General features: G+C 70.2%; 19 protein-coding genes. 8 read left to right on the top strand and 11 right to left on the bottom strand.

Annotated features, from left to right (window positions below; all coding sequences use genetic code 11):
* Window positions 1–39 precede the first annotated feature (39 nt).
* The 3 genes from ACQPZP_RS39310 to ACQPZP_RS39300 form a co-directional block, all read right to left on the bottom strand.
* Entirely contained in the window at window positions 40–1,617 is a 1,578-nt protein-coding gene (locus tag ACQPZP_RS39310) for a hypothetical protein (protein WP_433474701.1), read from the bottom strand.
* Window positions 1,618–1,680: 63 nt separating this feature from the next.
* Complete coding sequence (locus tag ACQPZP_RS39305; protein WP_433474700.1) at window positions 1,681–1,941, bottom strand: DivIVA domain-containing protein; 261 nt, start codon at window positions 1,939–1,941, stop codon at window positions 1,681–1,683.
* Between the two features lie 26 nt (window positions 1,942–1,967).
* Complete coding sequence (locus tag ACQPZP_RS39300; protein WP_433474699.1) at window positions 1,968–2,381, bottom strand: VOC family protein; 414 nt, start codon at window positions 2,379–2,381, stop codon at window positions 1,968–1,970.
* Window positions 2,382–2,571: 190 nt separating this feature from the next.
* Here ACQPZP_RS39300 and ACQPZP_RS39295 point away from each other — a divergent pair, with 190 nt between their 5' ends.
* Complete coding sequence (locus ACQPZP_RS39295; RefSeq protein ID WP_433474698.1) at window positions 2,572–3,681, top strand: epoxide hydrolase family protein; 1,110 nt, start codon at window positions 2,572–2,574, stop codon at window positions 3,679–3,681.
* 69 nt (window positions 3,682–3,750) lie between these two features.
* Here the strand turns inward: ACQPZP_RS39295 and ACQPZP_RS39290 are convergent, their stop codons facing one another.
* Window positions 3,751–4,566: a carboxymuconolactone decarboxylase family protein gene (locus tag ACQPZP_RS39290; RefSeq protein ID WP_433474697.1), complete on the bottom strand. Its 816-nt coding sequence runs from the start codon at window positions 4,564–4,566 to the stop codon at window positions 3,751–3,753.
* Between the two features lie 118 nt (window positions 4,567–4,684).
* On the opposite strand from ACQPZP_RS39290, the gene ACQPZP_RS39285 reads away from it, so the two are divergent.
* A complete protein-coding gene (locus ACQPZP_RS39285) occupies window positions 4,685–5,296 on the top strand; it encodes a TetR/AcrR family transcriptional regulator (RefSeq protein ID WP_433474696.1) in 612 nt (203 codons plus the stop codon).
* Here the strand turns inward: ACQPZP_RS39285 and ACQPZP_RS39280 are convergent.
* The 4 genes from ACQPZP_RS39280 to ACQPZP_RS39265 form a co-directional block, all read right to left on the bottom strand.
* Window positions 5,285–5,650, bottom strand: coding sequence for a helix-turn-helix transcriptional regulator (locus ACQPZP_RS39280; protein ID WP_433479749.1), 366 nt, complete (start codon window positions 5,648–5,650; stop codon window positions 5,285–5,287). The two genes, ACQPZP_RS39285 and ACQPZP_RS39280, sit on opposite strands and share 12 nt — an antisense overlap.
* A gap of 157 nt (window positions 5,651–5,807) precedes the next feature.
* Complete coding sequence (locus tag ACQPZP_RS39275) at window positions 5,808–8,192, bottom strand: ATP-binding cassette domain-containing protein (RefSeq protein WP_433474695.1); 2,385 nt, start codon at window positions 8,190–8,192, stop codon at window positions 5,808–5,810.
* 66 nt (window positions 8,193–8,258) lie between these two features.
* Entirely contained in the window at window positions 8,259–8,759 is a 501-nt protein-coding gene (locus ACQPZP_RS39270) for a pyridoxamine 5'-phosphate oxidase family protein (protein ID WP_433474694.1), read from the bottom strand.
* The gene (locus tag ACQPZP_RS39265) at window positions 8,756–9,112 is read right to left on the bottom strand and encodes a VOC family protein (protein ID WP_433474693.1); all 357 of its coding nucleotides are present in this window, start codon (window positions 9,110–9,112) and stop codon (window positions 8,756–8,758) included. Before ACQPZP_RS39265 ends, ACQPZP_RS39270 begins: the two co-directional genes overlap by 4 nt.
* Before the next feature lie 142 nt (window positions 9,113–9,254).
* On the opposite strand from ACQPZP_RS39265, the gene ACQPZP_RS39260 reads away from it, so the two are divergent.
* Window positions 9,255–10,277: a DNA polymerase IV gene (locus tag ACQPZP_RS39260; protein ID WP_433474692.1), complete on the top strand. Its 1,023-nt coding sequence runs from the start codon at window positions 9,255–9,257 to the stop codon at window positions 10,275–10,277.
* Window positions 10,278–10,388: 111 nt separating this feature from the next.
* A complete protein-coding gene (locus tag ACQPZP_RS39255) occupies window positions 10,389–10,631 on the top strand; it encodes a hypothetical protein (RefSeq protein WP_433474691.1) in 243 nt (80 codons plus the stop codon).
* Window positions 10,632–10,699: 68 nt separating this feature from the next.
* On the opposite strand, the gene ACQPZP_RS39250 is transcribed toward ACQPZP_RS39255, so the two are convergent.
* From ACQPZP_RS39250 to ACQPZP_RS39240, 3 genes are all read right to left on the bottom strand, one after another.
* Window positions 10,700–11,902 carry a CU044_5270 family protein gene (locus ACQPZP_RS39250; RefSeq protein ID WP_433474690.1) on the bottom strand — a complete coding sequence of 401 codons (1,203 nt, stop codon included), beginning with the start codon at window positions 11,900–11,902 and terminating at the stop codon, window positions 10,700–10,702.
* On the bottom strand, window positions 11,895–12,470 hold the full coding sequence (locus ACQPZP_RS39245; RefSeq protein ID WP_433474689.1) for an RNA polymerase sigma factor: 576 nt from the start codon (window positions 12,468–12,470) through the stop codon (window positions 11,895–11,897). The genes ACQPZP_RS39250 and ACQPZP_RS39245 overlap by 8 nt, the downstream gene beginning before the upstream one ends.
* A 94-nt stretch (window positions 12,471–12,564) precedes the next feature.
* Window positions 12,565–13,047, bottom strand: coding sequence for an Lrp/AsnC family transcriptional regulator (locus ACQPZP_RS39240; protein ID WP_433464723.1), 483 nt, complete (start codon window positions 13,045–13,047; stop codon window positions 12,565–12,567).
* A 34-nt stretch (window positions 13,048–13,081) separates the two neighbouring features.
* Between ACQPZP_RS39240 and ACQPZP_RS39235 the strand changes: the two genes are divergently transcribed.
* The 4 genes from ACQPZP_RS39235 to ACQPZP_RS39220 all read left to right on the top strand — a co-directional run bounded on the left by ACQPZP_RS39235 (window position 13,082) and on the right by ACQPZP_RS39220 (window position 16,372).
* Window positions 13,082–13,903 (top strand): EamA family transporter, encoded by an 822-nt coding sequence (locus tag ACQPZP_RS39235; RefSeq protein WP_433474688.1) that lies wholly within the window; start codon window positions 13,082–13,084, stop codon window positions 13,901–13,903.
* Between the two features lie 177 nt (window positions 13,904–14,080).
* Window positions 14,081–14,560 carry a hypothetical protein gene (locus tag ACQPZP_RS39230; RefSeq protein WP_433474687.1) on the top strand — a complete coding sequence of 160 codons (480 nt, stop codon included), beginning with the start codon at window positions 14,081–14,083 and terminating at the stop codon, window positions 14,558–14,560.
* 189 nt (window positions 14,561–14,749) lie between these two features.
* A complete protein-coding gene (locus ACQPZP_RS39225) occupies window positions 14,750–15,322 on the top strand; it encodes a DUF1877 family protein (RefSeq protein ID WP_433474686.1) in 573 nt (190 codons plus the stop codon).
* Between the two features lie 69 nt (window positions 15,323–15,391).
* Complete coding sequence (locus tag ACQPZP_RS39220; protein WP_433474685.1) at window positions 15,392–16,372, top strand: aldo/keto reductase; 981 nt, start codon at window positions 15,392–15,394, stop codon at window positions 16,370–16,372.
* Window positions 16,373–16,494 lie beyond the last annotated feature (122 nt).

Genomic DNA, 16,494 nt, shown 5'->3' with positions numbered 1-16,494 from the left:
TTGCAGTCACGCCGCGGCAGAGGCTGCTTGAGACACGGTTCAGTACAGGGCGTCCACGATGCGTCCATCCGCGGTGCCGATGAGGACGCGGCCGTCTTCCGGTATCGCGAGCGATGTCCCGGAGGTGGGCATGCCATGGACGGTCAGCGACCGCCTCCAGCGGGGCCTGCCGTCCGTGGCGCCCAAGGCGACGATCTCGCCCGAGTCCAGCGCCACCAGGACGGTGTCCCCGGCGGCGTCCATCGCCGTGACGACGGCTTCGCATTCGAAGACCCATTCGGGCTCGCCGTCCGCCCGCCGCCGCACCACGAACGCCTCGATCCGCCGGTGCGGACCGGAGCGGGTGACGGCGCCGGCATGGACCAGGGCGCCCGGCAACCGGACGCCGGGCCCGCCGAAGAACCGGGTCCCGCGTCCGGCGTCCCAGTCCAGGGGGAACAGCGGCCGGACCGCGCCGGAAGGCTCCAGGGCCGCGATCCACACGCCGTGCGGTCTGGGCTGGAGAAACAGCAGCTCCGGGCTCCGGCGGACGACGAAGGTCGTGTTGGCGAACTCGTACCCGCCCAGGTCGAGGGGCGCCGACTCCTGCTGATCAGGGGACACCAGGGTGGTGCCGGCCTCGGTGGGGGCGTGCCGGGTGTCCAGCAGCATCACCCAGCTGTCCTGCCTCCCGGTCACCGCGACAGGGGTCTCCGAACCGGCGGGACGCAGGACCTCGCCGTTCTGGAGCGACAGGAGTTCTGCGCCGTTCGGCCGGTACCGCACGCGGTGTCCATCCCAGCCGGGCGCCCACTGGATCTCCACCCATGCCGCCCGCTGGTCCGGCGTGACCACGATCCTCCTGCCACCACCACCGGGCACCGGCGCCACCCACTCCCGTAGACCGGACGGCAGCCACGACTCCAGCCGCACCCCGTCCAGCGCGGCCAGGACCCGGCCGTCGCGCAGCGGCTCCACCGCCCGGACCTGGCGGCGCGGCGTGAAAGCCACGTTCCGGCACGCGGCGCTGAGCGATTCCAGGGTGCGCAATGCCGCCTCCGAAGCGCCTGGAGGCACCGACGGCACGCGTTCTCCGGCCAGCTCGGCCGGGCCGATCGCCTTGGTGGGCAGGGTCCTCCAGTCGTCACGGGCGATGGACGCGGCGAAACCCCAGGTGTCACCCTTGCCGCTCTCATCGTCGGTCGCGGCCAGGACCAGGTCGAGACGGCGTTCGTTCAGCCATCGCGCGGACCGGACCTCCCGCTCCGAGGCGAAGGCGGAGACGGCCTCACCCGAGAGGAGGTCGAGCAGGAGCAACTCGCCTTCGTAGAAGAAGCCGCCGTCGTAGCCTCCGGTGCCGATGGCCGCCAGCGGCAGCACCGGATGGAACGCGATCGTGTTGACCGGCCACCGCGACGGCAGCAGGTACCGGCAGCGCAGGCCGTCCATGCTGTAGACCCCGATGCGGTGGGTGCTCCGCCCGCTGGTGAGGGTGCCGGGCTGCCACCCAGGAGGGCCGACCGCGCCACCGGCGACGACGAGCCCCCGCAACTCGCTGACGGCCGCAACCGACGGAAAACCGATCTCGGCGAAGGGACGGTCGCCGAGAACACGATCGAGGATCAGCGAATCCGGCACGGGCGGCCCTCCGGGATCGGCGAGTCGGACCATCCTCGCGGTTGTTTCAAAACGGCGGCCGGTTCAGGCCTCCGGTGCTTGGAAGAGCGGGGCGATGAAGGCGTCCACTTGGCGGCGGTCGTAGCCGCGCATCACCACGTCGAAGGCGGGACGTTCGATCTCCGCCGGACTCCCGGCGTCCACCAGCTCGGCGATCTTGCGGAGATACGCATCGACCTGGATTCGGTGATAGCCCTTCAACTTCAGGCGGAAAGGCATTGGAGAACCGGATTGGAACGCCTTCAACTGCGCCACCCGCTCGGACCCGAGCTCTTGCCACGTCATGAAGGGAACGTAGCCGGGAGAGGACCCTAGGCGAAATCGGCGGCGGTGATTCCCTTGGGATGTCCGGGTGGCCACTGCACCAGTTCGATCCTGTAGCCGTCGGGGTCTGCGAGCCATGAGACCTGGGGACCGTCCGGGCCGCCGGGACGTTCCACCGGGCCGGGACGCAGCCCCGCCTGCGACAGCGCCTCGACGGTGGCGGCGAGGTCATCGACCTGGACGGGGAGGTGGCTGAACCCGGTGCCGAGATCCACCGGGCCGTCGGCCGGACGGTGGACCAGCTCCAGCGTGACCATCTCCTCCGTCGGAAACTTGAGCATGGCCAGGGTCGTTCCCCCGCCGACGTCCACGCGCCCGACGAGCTCGTACCCGAGCGCGGTGTAGAAGCCGAGGGAGACCGACAGGTCCGTGACCCGATATGCCGGGTGGAGCGTCTTCACCCGACGACCGTAGCTCGGATGCGCATGGGCGACGGTCCGCTCCCACGTGGCGGGTGGCTCCTCTGATGGGTTCTCCGTGTGACAAGCCCGACAAACCGTTGGCACGGCCAATGATTATGCTATCGTTGGCAGCGCCAACGTTGGTCACTCCAATGTTCGGCGGTCGAATCGATCCCATGGAGGTATGGCCATGATCAAGCCGTTCCGCATCGATGTCCCCCAGGCCGACCTCGACGACCTGATCGACCGGCTCTCCCGCACCCGCTGGCCCAACGAGGTCGCCGACGCCGGGTGGGACTACGGCTTCCCGCTGGCGCGGCTCAAGGAGCTGGCCGAACACTGGCGCACCGGCTACGACTGGCGCGAGCACGAGGCCGAGCTCAACGAGCTTCCGCACTTCACGACCGAGATCGAGGGGCAGAACATTCACTTCGTCCATGTCCGGTCTTCTAATCCGGACGCGCTCGCGCTGATCCTCACCCACGGCTGGCCGGGTTCGTTCCTGGAGTTCCTCGACGTGATCGAGCCGCTGTCGCGCGACTTCCACCTGGTGATTCCGTCCATCCCGGGTTACGGCTTCTCCGGACCGACCCACGAGCGCGGCTGGGACGCCGTCCGGATCGCGCGGGCCTGGGCCGAGCTGATGAGCCGTCTCGGGTACGAGCGCTACGGCGCGCAGGGCGGCGACTTCGGCGCGGGCATATCACTGGCGCTCGGCGCGGTGGCGCCCGAGCGGGTCGTCGGGGCGCACGTCAACTACCTGCCGACCCGGCCCGACCCCGACGCCGGCATCCAGCTGTCGGCGACCGATGAAGCCCGGCTGGCCAAGGTCCGGCAGCTGATGGCGAATCGTCCGCCGTACCAGGCGTTGCAGGCCCTCACCCCCCAGACCATCGGCTACGCGCTGACCGACTCGCCGGTCGGCCAGCTGGTCTGGATCGCCGAGCGCTTCGCGCAGTGGACGGACCCCCGCTCGCAGATCAGCGACGATCGGATGCTCACCGACATCTCGCTGTACTGGCTGACCGCCACCGCGGCCTCCTCGGCGCGGCTGCACCACGATGCCGCGCGGGGACGGACCGTGCAGTGCCCGGTTCCGGTCGGCGTTGCGGTGTTCGCGCACGACATCACGCAGTCCGTGCGACCGCTCGCCGAGCGGTTGTACGACATCAGGCACTGGTCGGAGTTCGACCGCGGCGGCCACTTCGCCGCGATGGAGGTGCCAGAGCTGCTCGCCGAGGACGTCCGGGACTTCTTCCTCACCCTCCTCAAGGACGACGACCAGGCCGCCACCCACTAGGCGGGTGTGGGGCGGATCGACAGGGCCGTGGCGTGCGTGCCACGGCCCTTGGGCTCTTTGAGGGTTTGATCAGCCGGTGGTGTCGCGTTCGGTGAAGACCTCGCGGGCGGCGGTCACGCCATTGAGGGCGGCGGGGAATCCGGCATAGACGGCCATCTGGGTGATGGTCTCGATGACTTCCTGGCGCGTGCCGCCGGTGTTCAGCATGCCGTGGATGTGGACGCGCAACTGGGGTGCGACGGTGCCGAGCGCGGTGCAGGCGGCCACGGTGGCCAGTTCCCTGGTCTTCAGGTCCAGGCCGGTGCGCGAGTAGATGTCGCCGAAACTGAACTCGATGATGTAGCGGCCCAGGTCGGGAGCGATGTCCTGCAGGGAGGCGACGACCTGCTCCCCGGCGTGGCCGTCGATGTGCCGCAGTGCTTCCAGGCCGCGGGCGTAGCGGTCCCGGCTCGTCTCGTTCGGCTGGCCCTCGCCGGTGTCGTCCTCGCCGGCGCCGTCGCCGGCTTCGGGATCGGCGGCGAACGCCTGCCGGGCGACGGTCAGGCCGTTGAGGGCGGCGGGGATGCCGGCGTAGACCGATATGTGCATGATCGTCTCGACGATCTCGCGGCGGGTGACGCCGGCCTTGAGCGCGCCGCCGATGTGGAAGCGAAGCTGCGGGGCGGCGGTGCCGAGCGCGCTGAGTGCGGCCACGTTGGCGAGCTGCCGCTGCCGCAGGGTGAGGCCGGGCCGGTTGTAGATGTCGCCGTAGCCGAACTCGACGGTCAGGCGCCCCAGGTCAGGTGCGATGTCGTCCAAGCCGTCGATGACGGCGGTATCGCCGATCTGGGCGAGCAGGGCCAGACCGCGCTCGTAGCGGCTCTCGGCGGTGGAGGTGGAAGACAAGAGGGCCCCCTAGAAGAAGACGTCACGGAACGTTCCGTAACGTTGAAGAAGAGTAGGGCGACCTGCTGCGCCCTGTCAAAACGAAACGTAACGTCACGTTGTGGGGTAGGCTCCGGGCATGTCCGCCGCCACCCGCGTCCCCGATCCCGCCCGCCGCAGCCGGCGCTCGCACCGCGCCATCCTGGACGCGACCTTCGAACTCGTCGCCCGCAAGGGCTACGCCAAGGTGACCATCGAGGGCATCGCGGCCGCGGCCAAGGTCGGCAAGCCCACCATCTACCGCTGGTGGCCCTCCAAGGGGGCACTGGCGCTGGACGCCGTCATCGACCGGATAGGCCACGCCCTGGACTTCCCCGACACCGGCGACATCACCGCCGACCTCGTCCAGCAGATCACCGAGGTCGTCACGCTGTTCTCCAGCGACGTCGGCGTCCTGCTGCGCGGCGTGATCGCCGAAGGGCAGAGCGACCCGGACGTCGCCGCCGCCGTGCGCGACCGCTTCATCGAACCGCGCATCCGCGCCTGCCGGCAGCGCCTGGACACCGCCGTCACCGCCGGGCAGTTGCGCGCCGGCGTCTCCACCCGCTCCATGGTCGAGTCGCTTTACGGCGCGGTCTACTACCGGCTCCTGCTCGGCACGGACGCCCTCACCGCCGCGGACGTCCCCGCGATGGTCGACAACGTGATCATCGGCCTGGGAACGGGCGGCGGGCGGCCGTCACCCCGTTGACGGAGCCCGGTTCCTGAGCGGTCTGGTCGCCTGTTTGGCCAGGCACGACGGGATTCCCGCCGTCGTGTTCGCCGCCTCGGTCCGGTAGGCGCTCGGCGGCATCCCGACCAGTTCGGTGAAGCGGGTGCTGAAGGTGCCGAGGGACGAGCAGCCGACCGCGAAGCAGACGTCGGTGACGCTGAGGTCGCCCCGGCGCAGCAGCGCCATCGCGCGTTCGATGCGCCGGGTCATCAGGTACGAATACGGCGATTCGCCGTAGGCGCGGCGGAACTCGCGGCTGAGGTGCCCCGCCGACATGTGCACGCCGCGGGCGAGCGCCTCGACGTCCAGGGGCTGCGTGTACTCCCGGTCCATCCGGTCGCGGACGCGGCGCAGCAGCGCGAGGAGGCGGAGGCGCTCCGGGGGCACGGGCTCCCCGGGCGCGTGGTGGTCGGCTTGCACGTCTGTATTGTCCCGAGTCGACTCCCGGCTCGTCCACTCCGGGCCCCGCGGAGTGGACGAGCCGAGCCGGTCAGGCGCCGACGTAGGCCGCGAGGTGCTCGCCGGTGAGGGTGGAGCGGGCGGCGACGAGATCGGCGGGGGTGCCCTCGAAGACGACCCGGCCGCCGTCGTGGCCGGCGCCGGGGCCGAGGTCGATGATCCAGTCGGCGTGCGCCATGACGGCCTGGTGGTGCTCGATGACGATGACCGACTTGCCGGAGTCGACGAGCCGGTCGAGCAGGCCGAGCAGCTGTTCGACGTCCGCGAGGTGGAGCCCGGTGGTCGGCTCGTCGAGGATGTAGACGCCGCCCTTCTCCGCCATGCGGGTGGCGAGCTTGAGCCGCTGCCGCTCTCCTCCGGACAGCGTGGTGAGCGGCTGGCCGAGGTGCAGGTAGGCGAGCCCGACATCGGAGAGCCGGTCGAGGATCTTGTGGGCGGCCGGCGTGCGCGCCTCGCCGTCCTGGAAGAACTCCTCGGCCTCGGCGACCGACATCGCGAGCACCTCGGCGATGTTCCGGCCGCCCAGCGTGTACTCCAGCACCGACGCCTGGAACCGCTTGCCCTCGCACTCCTCGCAGGTGGACTCGACGGTGGCCATGACGCCGAGCTCGGTGAAGATGACTCCGGCGCCGTTGCAGGCGGGGCAGGCGCCCTCGGAGTTGGCGCTGAACAACGCCGGCTTCACGCCGTTGGCCTTCGCGAACGCCTTGCGGATCGGGTCGAGGAGGCCGGTGTAGGTCGCCGGGTTGCTGCGCCGCGAACCGCGGATCGCGCCCTGGTCGACCACCACCACGCCGTCGCGGCCGGCGACCGAACCGTGGATCAGCGAGCTCTTGCCGGAACCGGCCACGCCGGTGACCACGCAGAGCACCCCGAGCGGGATGTCGACGTCCACGTCCTGGAGGTTGTGCGTCGACGCGCCCCGGATCTCCAGTGCACCCGAGGACGAACGCACCGAATCCTTGAGGGCCGCCTTGTCGTCGAGATGGCGGCCGGTGGTGGTGTCACTTTCGCGCAGCCCTTCCACGGTGCCCTCGAAGCAGACGGTGCCGCCCCCGGAGCCTGCGCCGGGGCCGAGGTCGACGACGTGGTCGGCGATGGCGATCGCCTCGGGCTTGTGCTCCACCACCAGCACGGTGTTGCCCTTGTCCCGCAGCCGCAGCAGCAGGTCGTTCATCCGCTCGATGTCGTGCGGGTGCAGGCCGATCGTGGGCTCGTCGAAGACGTAGGTGACGTCGGTCAGCGACGACCCGAGGTGGCGGATCATCTTGGTGCGCTGCGCCTCGCCGCCGGACAGGGTGCCCGCGGGACGGTCGAGCGAGAGGTAGCCCAGCCCGATCTCCGCGAACGAGTCGAGCAGGTGCTGCAGCCCGGTGAGCAGCGGGGCCACCGACGGCTCGTCCAGGCCCCGGACCCAGCCGGCCAGGTCGCTGATCTGCATCGCGCAGACGTCGGCGATGCTCTTCCCCTTGATCTTCGACGACCGGGCCTCGGGGCCGAGCCGGGTGCCGTCGCACTCGGGACAGGTCGTGAACGTCACCGCGCGCTCGACGAACGCCCGGATGTGCGGCTGCAGCGCGTCGACGTCCTTGGCCAGGAACGACTTCTGGATCTTCGGGATCAGCCCCTCGTAGGTCAGGTTGATGCCCTCAACCTTGATCTTGGTCGGCTCCTTGTAGAGGAGGTCGTGCAGTTCCTTCTTGGTGTACTTGCTGATCGGCTTGTCGGGGTCGAAGAAGCCGGAGCCGCGGTAGATGCGGCCGTACCAGCCGTCCATGCTGTAGCCGGGGATCGTCAGGGCGCCCTCGTTGAGCGACCTGGCGTCGTCGTACAGCGCGGACAGGTCGAAGTCGGTGACCGAGCCCATGCCCTCGCAGCGCGGGCACATGCCGCCCAGCCGGTTGAAGGTCGCCTTCTCGGCCTTGGTCTTGCCGCCCCGCTCGACCGTGATCGCACCGCTGGCCTTCACCGACGGGACGTTGAACGAGTACGCGTTGGGCGAGCCGATGTGCGGCTGCCCGAGCCGGCTGAAAAGGATGCGCAGCATCGCGTTGGCGTCGGTGGCGGTGCCGACGGTGGAGCGGGGGTTGGCGCCCATCCGCTCCTGGTCGACGATGATCGCGGTCGTCAACCCGTCGAGGAAGTCGACCTCGGGCCGCGCCAGCGTCGGCATGAACCCCTGCACGAAGGCGCTGTAGGTCTCGTTGATCAGCCGCTGCGACTCCGCCGCGATCGTGGCGAACACCAGCGAGCTCTTGCCCGAGCCGGAGACGCCGGTGAACGCCGTCAGCCGCCGCTTGGGGATCTCGACGCTGACGTCCTTGAGGTTGTTCACCCGCGCCCCGTGCACGCGGATCAGATCGTGGGTGTCTGCTGCGTGCGGCGCAGGCGGCTGCGCCTCCGTGCTCGTGGCCATGCTCTTCATGTCTCCATCCGTTAAGCGGTGCCGCCTGCGCGGTCTCCGCGGCGCGCCCGGCCGACGTCAGACTAGCCAGCGGCCGTCGCGCATCAGGTCCCGGCCGGTCAGCTCGTTCTCCTCGCGCCACGCCTGGACGCGCCGCGGGGTGATCCGGAACCAGCGGTACGGCGTGGCCAGGGTGCGCGGGTCGAAGCCGGTGCGCTCGGCGAACCGGTCGCCCCGCTCCCGCGGCAGCGCGTCGATCTCCAGCACCTCGACTTCGCCCTCGATCACGGACACGTCGCGGGTGGGGCCGAGTGCCAGGCGAACCGTCCGTTTTTCCGGGGGGTGTGGGGGGTCGTCCCCCCACAGGAGACCGGCCTGGGGTGCGGTGAGGTTCCTGCCGGTCGGGCTGTCCGCCGGCGTGGCCAGCAGCAGCGCCTCGCCGTCCCACAGGAAGGACAGCGGCACCAGATACGGCGCACCGTCCGCCGAGGCACTGGCCACCCACACATCGACGTCGTGGGCGAGCCGGTGCTCGGTGTCGCGCCGCCGCTCGGCACGGGAGCGGGGTGCGGCGCTCATCGGTCCTGGAGCAGTCCGAGGACGTTGCCGTCGGGGTCGGTGACGGTGGCCACCAGGCGGCCGCCGCCGACGTCGTGCGCGGGCTCCTTCACCTTGGCGCCCGCGGCGGTCACCTCGGCCAGCTTCGCCTCGATGTCCGGCACGTGCCAGTAGGCGACCGGCGAGGCCATGCCCTGCGGCCCTCCGTTCGGCACCAGCCCGATGTGCTGGCCTTCGGCCTCGAAGCCGACGTAGTAGGACTCGTCCGTCTGCGGCGGGACGCCGAGCAGGGCGGCGTACACCGGCTTGGCGGCCGCCAGGTCGGACACGGGGTGCAGCACGGTCTTGATTCCCTGGGTGGAAGAACCGGTCATGATCACTCCTGAGGTCGTGGGTCTCATCGAACCCGCCGTTTCTTCCGATCACGCTAATTGCGGCCCGGTGACCTGCGCTTCTCGATTCCTGACCGGTTCGGTCATCGGGGTTGGCCCGAGTCGGCCGAGGGGACAATGGGGTGTGGCTCGGTGGGTCCTGCACGTCGATCTGGACCAGTTCATCGCCGCCGTCGAGGTGCTGCGCCGCCCGGAACTGCGCGGGCGGCCGGTCGTCGTCGGCGGTGACGGCGATCCGGCCAAGCGCGGCGTGGTCAGCACCGCCTCGTACGAGGCCCGCGCCTACGGCGTGCACTCCGGGCTGCCGCTTCGCACGGCGGTGCGGCGATGCCCGGACGCGGTGTTCCTGCCCGTGGACAGGGACCGCTACGAGGCCGTCTCGCACCAGGTCATGCAGACGCTGAAGGGTTTCGGCCTCGTGGTCGAGGTGCTCGGCTGGGACGAGGCGTTCCTGGCCGTCGACGGCGACGACCCCGAGGCGGTGGCCGAGGAGATCCGTGACCGGGTGCGGGCGGCGACGGGACTCGAATGCTCGGTGGGCATCGGGCGGAACAAACTCCAGGCGAAGCTGGCGACCGGCTTCGGCAAACCGGCCGGGGTCTTCCGGATCACGGGAGAGACGTGGTTCGAGGTGCTCGGCGACCGGCCGGCCGACGCGCTCTGGGGCGTCGGGGCCAAGACGGCCAAGCGGCTGAGAAGGCTGGGCATCGCCACGGTCGGCGAACTCGCGGCGGCCGATCCGGGCGCCCTCGCCGAGGAGATGGGGCCGACGATCGGCCCGTGGCTGGTGCTGCTCGCCCAGGGCCGGGACGACTCGCCGGTGAGCGACGCGCCGTACGTCCCCCGGTCGTGCGGGCGCGAGACCACGTACCAGCATGATCTGGACGACTGGGAGGACGTCCGCCGCGAAGTCTCCCGGCTGGCGCGATGGGTCGCCGGCGACGTCGCCGACGACGGCAGGGACGTAGCCCGCGTCATCGTCAAGGTCCGGTACGCGCCGTTCATCACCCAGACCCACGGCCGGACGCTCACCGCGCCGACGATCGAGCCCGACCGGATCGAGGAGGCCGCCCTCGCCGCTCTCGACGGTTTCACCGGCCGCCGCCCGGTGCGCCTCGTCGGGGTCCGCGCCGAGTTCGCGCGGTGAACGCTTGACCTGCCTCTATAGCTGCTTTTTACCTATTTGTCGGGTTTTGGGGTGTTGGGGGCCGGGGAGGTACGCCGTCGTTGCCAGATGTAGCGACGGGGGAGAGAGCACATGAAGAGGGTCATGACCGGGGCACTGATCGCCGCAGTCGTCGGGATCGGGGGAGCGGGCGCCGCGGCGGCCGCCGAGCCGTCCCACGACCAGAACACGCGCCAGGACTGCCGCACCTACTCCAGCGTCACCAAGTGCGGCCAGGTCCAGCTCGACGAGAAGCAGCGCGCGTGCGTGACCTCGGCGGTCCAGCAGGGCATGACCGAGCGCCGCGCCACCGTGGAGTGCTCCGCCTTCGGGTAGAGCCCGCCGCGATCACGAAGGGGCCCGATCCCATTCGGATCGGGCCCCTTCGCGTGCTGACCGGCGGCTCAGCGCGGGGGCTGGGCGTTGGTCCATTCGGTGATCTGGAACGCCTGGTAGGAGGCCAGCTCGCCGGGCTTGTGGAACCGGTCGGGCATGTTCTTCGCCTCCAGCCGGCGGGGCTTGCCGTCGTCCCCCGTGGGGAGCGGCCGGCTGCCGTGCGGCGGTGTCGCCACGAGATCCCGGATGGCCAGCAGGGTCCCGGTGGCGGGGTCGACGACGAACTGACGACGGTAGGTGCCGAGCTGCTTGGGCGCGGTGAACAGGCCGAGGGGCGTGGTGGTCTTCAGCGGCAGCGAGATCACCGTCCCGGTGCGGCCGAGCGGGTCGGTCGTCGGGCCTTCGGCCCTGATGCCGGGCTGGGCCGCGAGCATCCGGTACACGGCCGCGCGCACCGCGGGCGGCGCGGGCGCGGTGGACAGCAGCGTCCCGGCCACGTCGGTCAGAGCCCTCATGCGCTCCTGCCCCCGCAGGGCACGGATCGGTTCCGCCTTCTCACCGTCCCGGGAGACGGCGTGCCAATGGCCCTTGAGACCCAGCAGGACCTTCTCCAGCTCCTCCGGCCGCGTGGGAAGCTCGGCGATCTGTGCCGGTGTCATGCCGTAGTACCGGTCGTCGGACGGCATCCAGTTCCGGCCTCCCTCCCCATAGGCCGACATGTCCAGGAACACCGTCCCCACGGCGCCCTCAGGGTCGGGAACCGGGACCATCTTGGGGGAACCGGCCGCCTCCCACTTCCGCTTGTCCTGGGCGGTGACCGGGACGTCGGCCAGTTCGACGTGGGAGCTGCGGCCCTTGCCGTCCGGGCCGATCCACGTCTCGTTCCCCTGCCTGGAGTCGACCATGTAGTGGTCCGCGGCGCTCTTGCCGACCGCGTAGATGTCGCCCATCACGGTCTTGGTATGCCAGTAGCGTCCGCTCGGTGCCTTCTGCGCGTTGGTCGCGGCGACCAGCAGCGCGTTGCCGGGCGCGATGGTCTTCTCTCCGCCCGGCGCGGGGGACGAGCCGTCACCCGGCCGCAGCGCGATGACGCCGACCGTCCCGGCGGCGACGGCCGCGGCCGTCGCCGCCGCCAGCAGCGGAACCTTGAAACCGCGCCGAGGGCGTGCCGGGACGCCGGTCCGCCAGTTGGTGCGCAGTGCCAGCCGGTCCGGGTTCTCCTGCTCGGCCAGCCCGGTCCTCATCTGCCGCAGCGCGTCGAGTTCATCCATGGGTCTTCTCCTGAGGGAGGGCCTTGCGGAGCTTGTTCCGGGCCCGGTGGATCTTGGCCTTCACGGTGCCGAGCGGCAGATCGAGCGTCGCCGCGATCTCGGCGTAGGACATTTCGGCCCAGGCGAGCAGCAGGACGGCGTCGCGTTCCTGCGCGCTCAGCGAGGCGAGCGCCTTCGCCAGCGCCGGCCCGAGCGCGGCGGCCGCCGCGCGGTCGCCGGCCACGTCGGCGACACTGTCCTCGGCCGGGTCCACTCCGGTCCGGGCGAACGCCTGGTACATGCGCGTCTCCTGCCGGTGGTGCCTGGCGATCAGTTTCGCGGCGATGCCCCACAGCCAGGCGCCGAACTCCCGGCGTCCGTCGAACCTCGCCCGCTGCCGGAACGCGGTGGCGAACGCCTCCGACACGAGGTCGTCGGCGAGGGGCGGCCCGAGCCGCCGTTTGACATAGGCGTGCAGCCGCGGCGCGTGGCGGCGGAACAGCTCACCGAAGGCTTCGGGGTCGTCCAGCGACGCGGCGACGATCTTCGAATCGTCCAGTTCGTCGCCGGCATGGCTCACCGCGCCCATGGGCGTCTTTTCATGGAGCCGATCTCCGTGGGTAGAGGATGCGGACACTCCCTCTATCCCGAAGCCCGCTCCCCGGTTGCGCGGACGTCCGGGGTCAGTCCAGCGGGAGAGGACGGCGGGGGACGGGTGCCGACTGGAGGATCGAGGTCGTCGTGCGGGCGTAGGGGGTGAAGCGGTCCAGGATCGGTTCCAGCTCCTCGACCGCGCGCAGGTGGGCGAGGAAGAAGAAGCAGTCGTCGCCCGTGATGCGGTGGCACTCGGTGATCTGCGGGATCTCGTCGGCGATCTTGGGGATGCGGCTCAGCTCGCGGGGGCTCGGGCTGACCCGGACGAGGATCGTGATCGGGAAGCCCAGCGCGACCGGGTCGACGGTGGCGTGGTAGCCGGTGATGACGCCGGTGTCCTCCAGCCGCTGGACGCGCTCGGCGACGGCCGGCGCGGAGAGCGCGACACGGCGGCCCAGCTCGGCGAGCGACGCGCGGCCGTCCCGCTGCAGCTCGGTGAGGATCCTGAGGTCGATCGCGTCGAGCGGCTTGGGTTCGTAGGCGCGGCCCGGTCGGCCCCTTCGGTTCGCCATTCCTCCAACCTACGAAGCGGCCGACGATACGGCCATGTCGTTTCCGCCTTGGACGTACTTCGTCGGCAGCGCCGTCTTCCACTACCTCGGCCCTTCCTTCGCAGTGCTCCTGTTCTCCCGTGTCGGCCCCCTGGGAGTGGCGGGAATCCGGATATGGAGCGCCGTCCTGGTGTTCGCGCTCTGGCGCCGGCCATGGAGGACGTTCGACCGCGACGGATGGCGGACGATCGTGGTCTGGGGCGCCGTGCTCGCCGCCATGAACTCGTGCTTCTATATGGCGATCGCGAGGTTGCCCTTGGCGACGGTGGCGGCGATCGAGTTCCTGCCCGTCGTCGGCCTGGCCGCCCTGGGAGCGCGAACCGGACGCAACCTCGTGGCATTGGCGGCGGCCGTCGCAGGCGTCTATGTACTGACGGACGTACGGCTTGAAGGCGAGCCGCTGGGGTTCGTCTTCGCGTTCGCCAACGCGGCACTGTTCGCGCTGTACGTGGTGGTCGCCCACAGGGCCGCACAGTCGGACGCCGGGGGAATCGACGGGCTCGCCATGGCGATGGTCGCCGCGACCGTGTTCGTCCTTCCTATCGGTGGCATCCAGGCCGTCCCCGTGCTGGACGATCCAGCCGTGCTCGCCGCGGGCATCGGCGTGGGCATCACGTCGTCCGTCATCCCCTACGTGTGCGACCAATTGGCCATGGCGCGGCTCAGCCGGGCGACGTACGCGCTGATGGTGTCCCTGCTGCCGGCGACGGCGACCGTGACCGGGCTGGTGGTCCTGCGACAGGTTCCGACGGCGGCGGAACTCGCCGGGGTCGGGCTGGTGATCGTCGGCGTCGCGACGCACCGCGCAGAACGCTGAGAGGAACAGGAACAGGAACGGCTCGGTACGACGAGAGGGCTCAGCCGGCGTCCGCCGTCGGGCATGCGTTGGTGATGCTTTGGTGGACGGTAGGCCTTGAAGATGACAACCAAAACTGGACGACGCCGGCCAGGCCACTGGTCCGCGGCGTCGCTCCCTGCAGTCAGGAGAGTCCTGATGGCTGATGGCAATCAGAGCGAGCCGTCCATTCGCCTCACCCGTGCCCGTGTCGCCCTCTTGGAGGTCTTTCTCGCGGACCCCCGGGCGGAGCGTTACGGCACGGAGTTGACCGAGCTCACCGGAGTCGTCACCGGAACGCTGTACCCGATCCTGAACGGGTGGGCGGACATCGGGTGGCTCCGGTTCCGGACCGAAGACGGTGCGCATCCCGGACGGCCGCCCCGCCGTTACTTCCAGATGACCCGGGACGGAGAACAGCAGGCGCGGAGGCTGCTCGCCGCCCGGCGACCAAGGCGCCGGCAGGGGAGTCGCGACCTCACCCGCGATGATCTGATGAAGATCGTCGATGATGCGCTGCAGCGAACGCTGCAGCACCTCGGCGTCACCGTTCAGGTCACGCACCAGCCCCTGGAACCGGGCAGCGAACCGGCCGCGCCCGGTGCACACCGGTTCCTGGTGACAACCACCATCGAGTGATCCGCGGCGACCCCCATGGCGGTCGCCGCCCATGCCCCTCCCGCATCGGAGGGGCACCCTGCAACGAAGGCCCCCGGCGCGCCGGGGGCCTTCACCACGTTGCTGGAGCCGTGATCTCGGATGCTCTCCGCGTGTGAGACTGGCCGACGCGGATGACGGCGGCAGAGTCGGAGGGGCATGGGTTACTGGATGAGTTTGAGCCGGTATGACGGCGGCGAGGTCGCGGCCGTGCTCGACCATCCGCACGGTTTGCGCGCCGGCCTCAGGCGGCTGTGGGACGTCTGGGACGACCTGCCCATCGGCCTCGGATACGACCCGTCCGGTTCCCTGCGCAAACTGGAGGAGGTGGACACGCACCGGGCCTGGGACGCCCTGCACGTCCTCGTGACGGGCCACCCGAACGAGGACTACGAGAACGTCTCCGGAGATCCGCCCGCCTGCGATGTGGTGATGGGCGGCCTCGTCATGAACGAAACCGGGGAAGGGTCCCTGATGCACGTCCCGCGCCTCCTGCGGCCCGACCGGGTGCGCGCTGTGGACGGTTTCCTACGCGGCATGGACCGCGACGCCCTGATCCGTGAGCGTCACGCGTATCTGAAGGAGATCCAGCCCTACTCGTTCGAGGGCTGGGGACGGCTGCTGAGCGGCGAGGCATGGGACATGGTGGAACACGGCGTCCTCGCGAAGGTCTTCGACACCGTCCGGGAGTTCTACGCCCGCGCCACCGCCGGAGGCAACGCCGTCATCAAAGAGATCGGCTAGGCCGGACGTCCTCCTCTTGGTGACCGCCGGGGCCGGGGTGCACCGTGGAGGACGTTGAGAGGAGAGGTCATGGAACAGGTACGGCTCGGCACGACGGGAACGCGGGTCTCGCAGATCTGCCTCGGGATGATGAGCTACGGCGACCCCGGCATGCGGCCGTGGGCCTTGGACGAGGACGCGGCGGAGCCGATCGTCCGGCGGGCCGTGGAAGGCGGCGTGACGTTCTTCGACACCGCCGACATGTACTCCCGGGGCGTCAGCGAGCAGATCACCGGGAGCCTCCTGGCGAAGCTCTTCCAACGGCGGGACGACTACGTCCTGGCGACCAAGGTGTGCCTCCCCATGGGGGACGGCCCTAACGACAAGGGCCTGTCGCGCAAGCACGTGATGGCCGGCATCGACGCCTCGCTTCGACGGCTCGGCACCGACTATGTGGACCTCTACCAGATCCACAGGTGGGACTACGGGACACCCATCGAAGAGACCATGGAGGCTCTGCACGACGTCGTGAAGGCGGGCAAGGTCAGATACATCGGCGCTTCCAGCATGTACGCGTGGCAGTTCGCCAAGGCCCAGCACGTCGCCGAGACACACGGCTGGACGAAGTTCGTCACGATGCAGAACCACTACAACCTCATCTATAGGGAAGAGGAGCGGGAGATGATCCCGCTGTGCGCCGATCAGGGAGTGGGCCTCATCCCGTGGAGCCCGCTCGCCCGGGGGATGCTCGCCGGCAACCGGGAGAGGGGCGGGGAGCGCAGGACCTCCCGGTCCCAGAACGACGCCTACGGCGACAGCCTGTACGTGGAGTCCGACTTCGACGTCGTCGACGCCGTCCGCGAGGTCGCGTCGGAGCGGGGCGTCCCGGCGGCTCAGGTCGCGCTCGCGTGGCTGCTCGCCAATCCGGCCGTGACCGCGCCGATCGTGGGAGCGACGAAGCTCACCCACATCGACGACGCGATCGCCGCGGCGAGCCTCCGGCTGGACGAGAAGGAGATCGAGCGGATGCAGGCCCCGTACCGGCCGCACCCGGTCATCGGGCACTCCTGATCCCACCTGCGGAAGTCGCCCCCGGGCCGGAACGGTCCGGGGGCATTCCACGTCTATCAGGGGTGGTGATTTGCGATACCACGGGCGATCGGGGCAGGCTGGGTGCGAGAACGCCCACGCAT

Source organism: Spirillospora sp. CA-142024, from assembly GCF_050942325.1.
In the GTDB taxonomy this organism is placed as follows: Bacteria; Actinomycetota; Actinomycetes; order Streptosporangiales; family Streptosporangiaceae; genus Spirillospora.
This window is presented reverse-complemented; position numbering and strand designations above follow the sequence as displayed.

Coding starts and splice junctions, on each gene's coding strand:
- ACQPZP_RS39305 (WP_433474700.1), bottom strand. CDS start 1,941: ATGACGTGGCAAGAGCTCGGGTCCGAGCGGGTGGCGCAGTTGAAGGCG.
- ACQPZP_RS39220 (WP_433474685.1), top strand. CDS start 15,392: ATGGAACAGGTACGGCTCGGCACGACGGGAACGCGGGTCTCGCAGATC.
- ACQPZP_RS39275 (WP_433474695.1), bottom strand. CDS start 8,192: ATGGCCACGAGCACGGAGGCGCAGCCGCCTGCGCCGCACGCAGCAGAC.
- ACQPZP_RS39240 (WP_433464723.1), bottom strand. CDS start 13,047: ATGGCGAACCGAAGGGGCCGACCGGGCCGCGCCTACGAACCCAAGCCG.
- ACQPZP_RS39280 (WP_433479749.1), bottom strand. CDS start 5,650: ATGGACCGGGAGTACACGCAGCCCCTGGACGTCGAGGCGCTCGCCCGC.
- ACQPZP_RS39230 (WP_433474687.1), top strand. CDS start 14,081: ATGGCTGATGGCAATCAGAGCGAGCCGTCCATTCGCCTCACCCGTGCC.
- ACQPZP_RS39270 (WP_433474694.1), bottom strand. CDS start 8,759: ATGAGCGCCGCACCCCGCTCCCGTGCCGAGCGGCGGCGCGACACCGAG.
- ACQPZP_RS39235 (WP_433474688.1), top strand. CDS start 13,082: ATGTCGTTTCCGCCTTGGACGTACTTCGTCGGCAGCGCCGTCTTCCAC.
- ACQPZP_RS39255 (WP_433474691.1), top strand. CDS start 10,389: ATGAAGAGGGTCATGACCGGGGCACTGATCGCCGCAGTCGTCGGGATC.
- ACQPZP_RS39265 (WP_433474693.1), bottom strand. CDS start 9,112: ATGACCGGTTCTTCCACCCAGGGAATCAAGACCGTGCTGCACCCCGTG.
- ACQPZP_RS39225 (WP_433474686.1), top strand. CDS start 14,750: ATGAGTTTGAGCCGGTATGACGGCGGCGAGGTCGCGGCCGTGCTCGAC.
- ACQPZP_RS39285 (WP_433474696.1), top strand. CDS start 4,685: ATGTCCGCCGCCACCCGCGTCCCCGATCCCGCCCGCCGCAGCCGGCGC.
- ACQPZP_RS39295 (WP_433474698.1), top strand. CDS start 2,572: ATGATCAAGCCGTTCCGCATCGATGTCCCCCAGGCCGACCTCGACGAC.
- ACQPZP_RS39250 (WP_433474690.1), bottom strand. CDS start 11,902: ATGGATGAACTCGACGCGCTGCGGCAGATGAGGACCGGGCTGGCCGAG.
- ACQPZP_RS39245 (WP_433474689.1), bottom strand. CDS start 12,470: ATGGGCGCGGTGAGCCATGCCGGCGACGAACTGGACGATTCGAAGATC.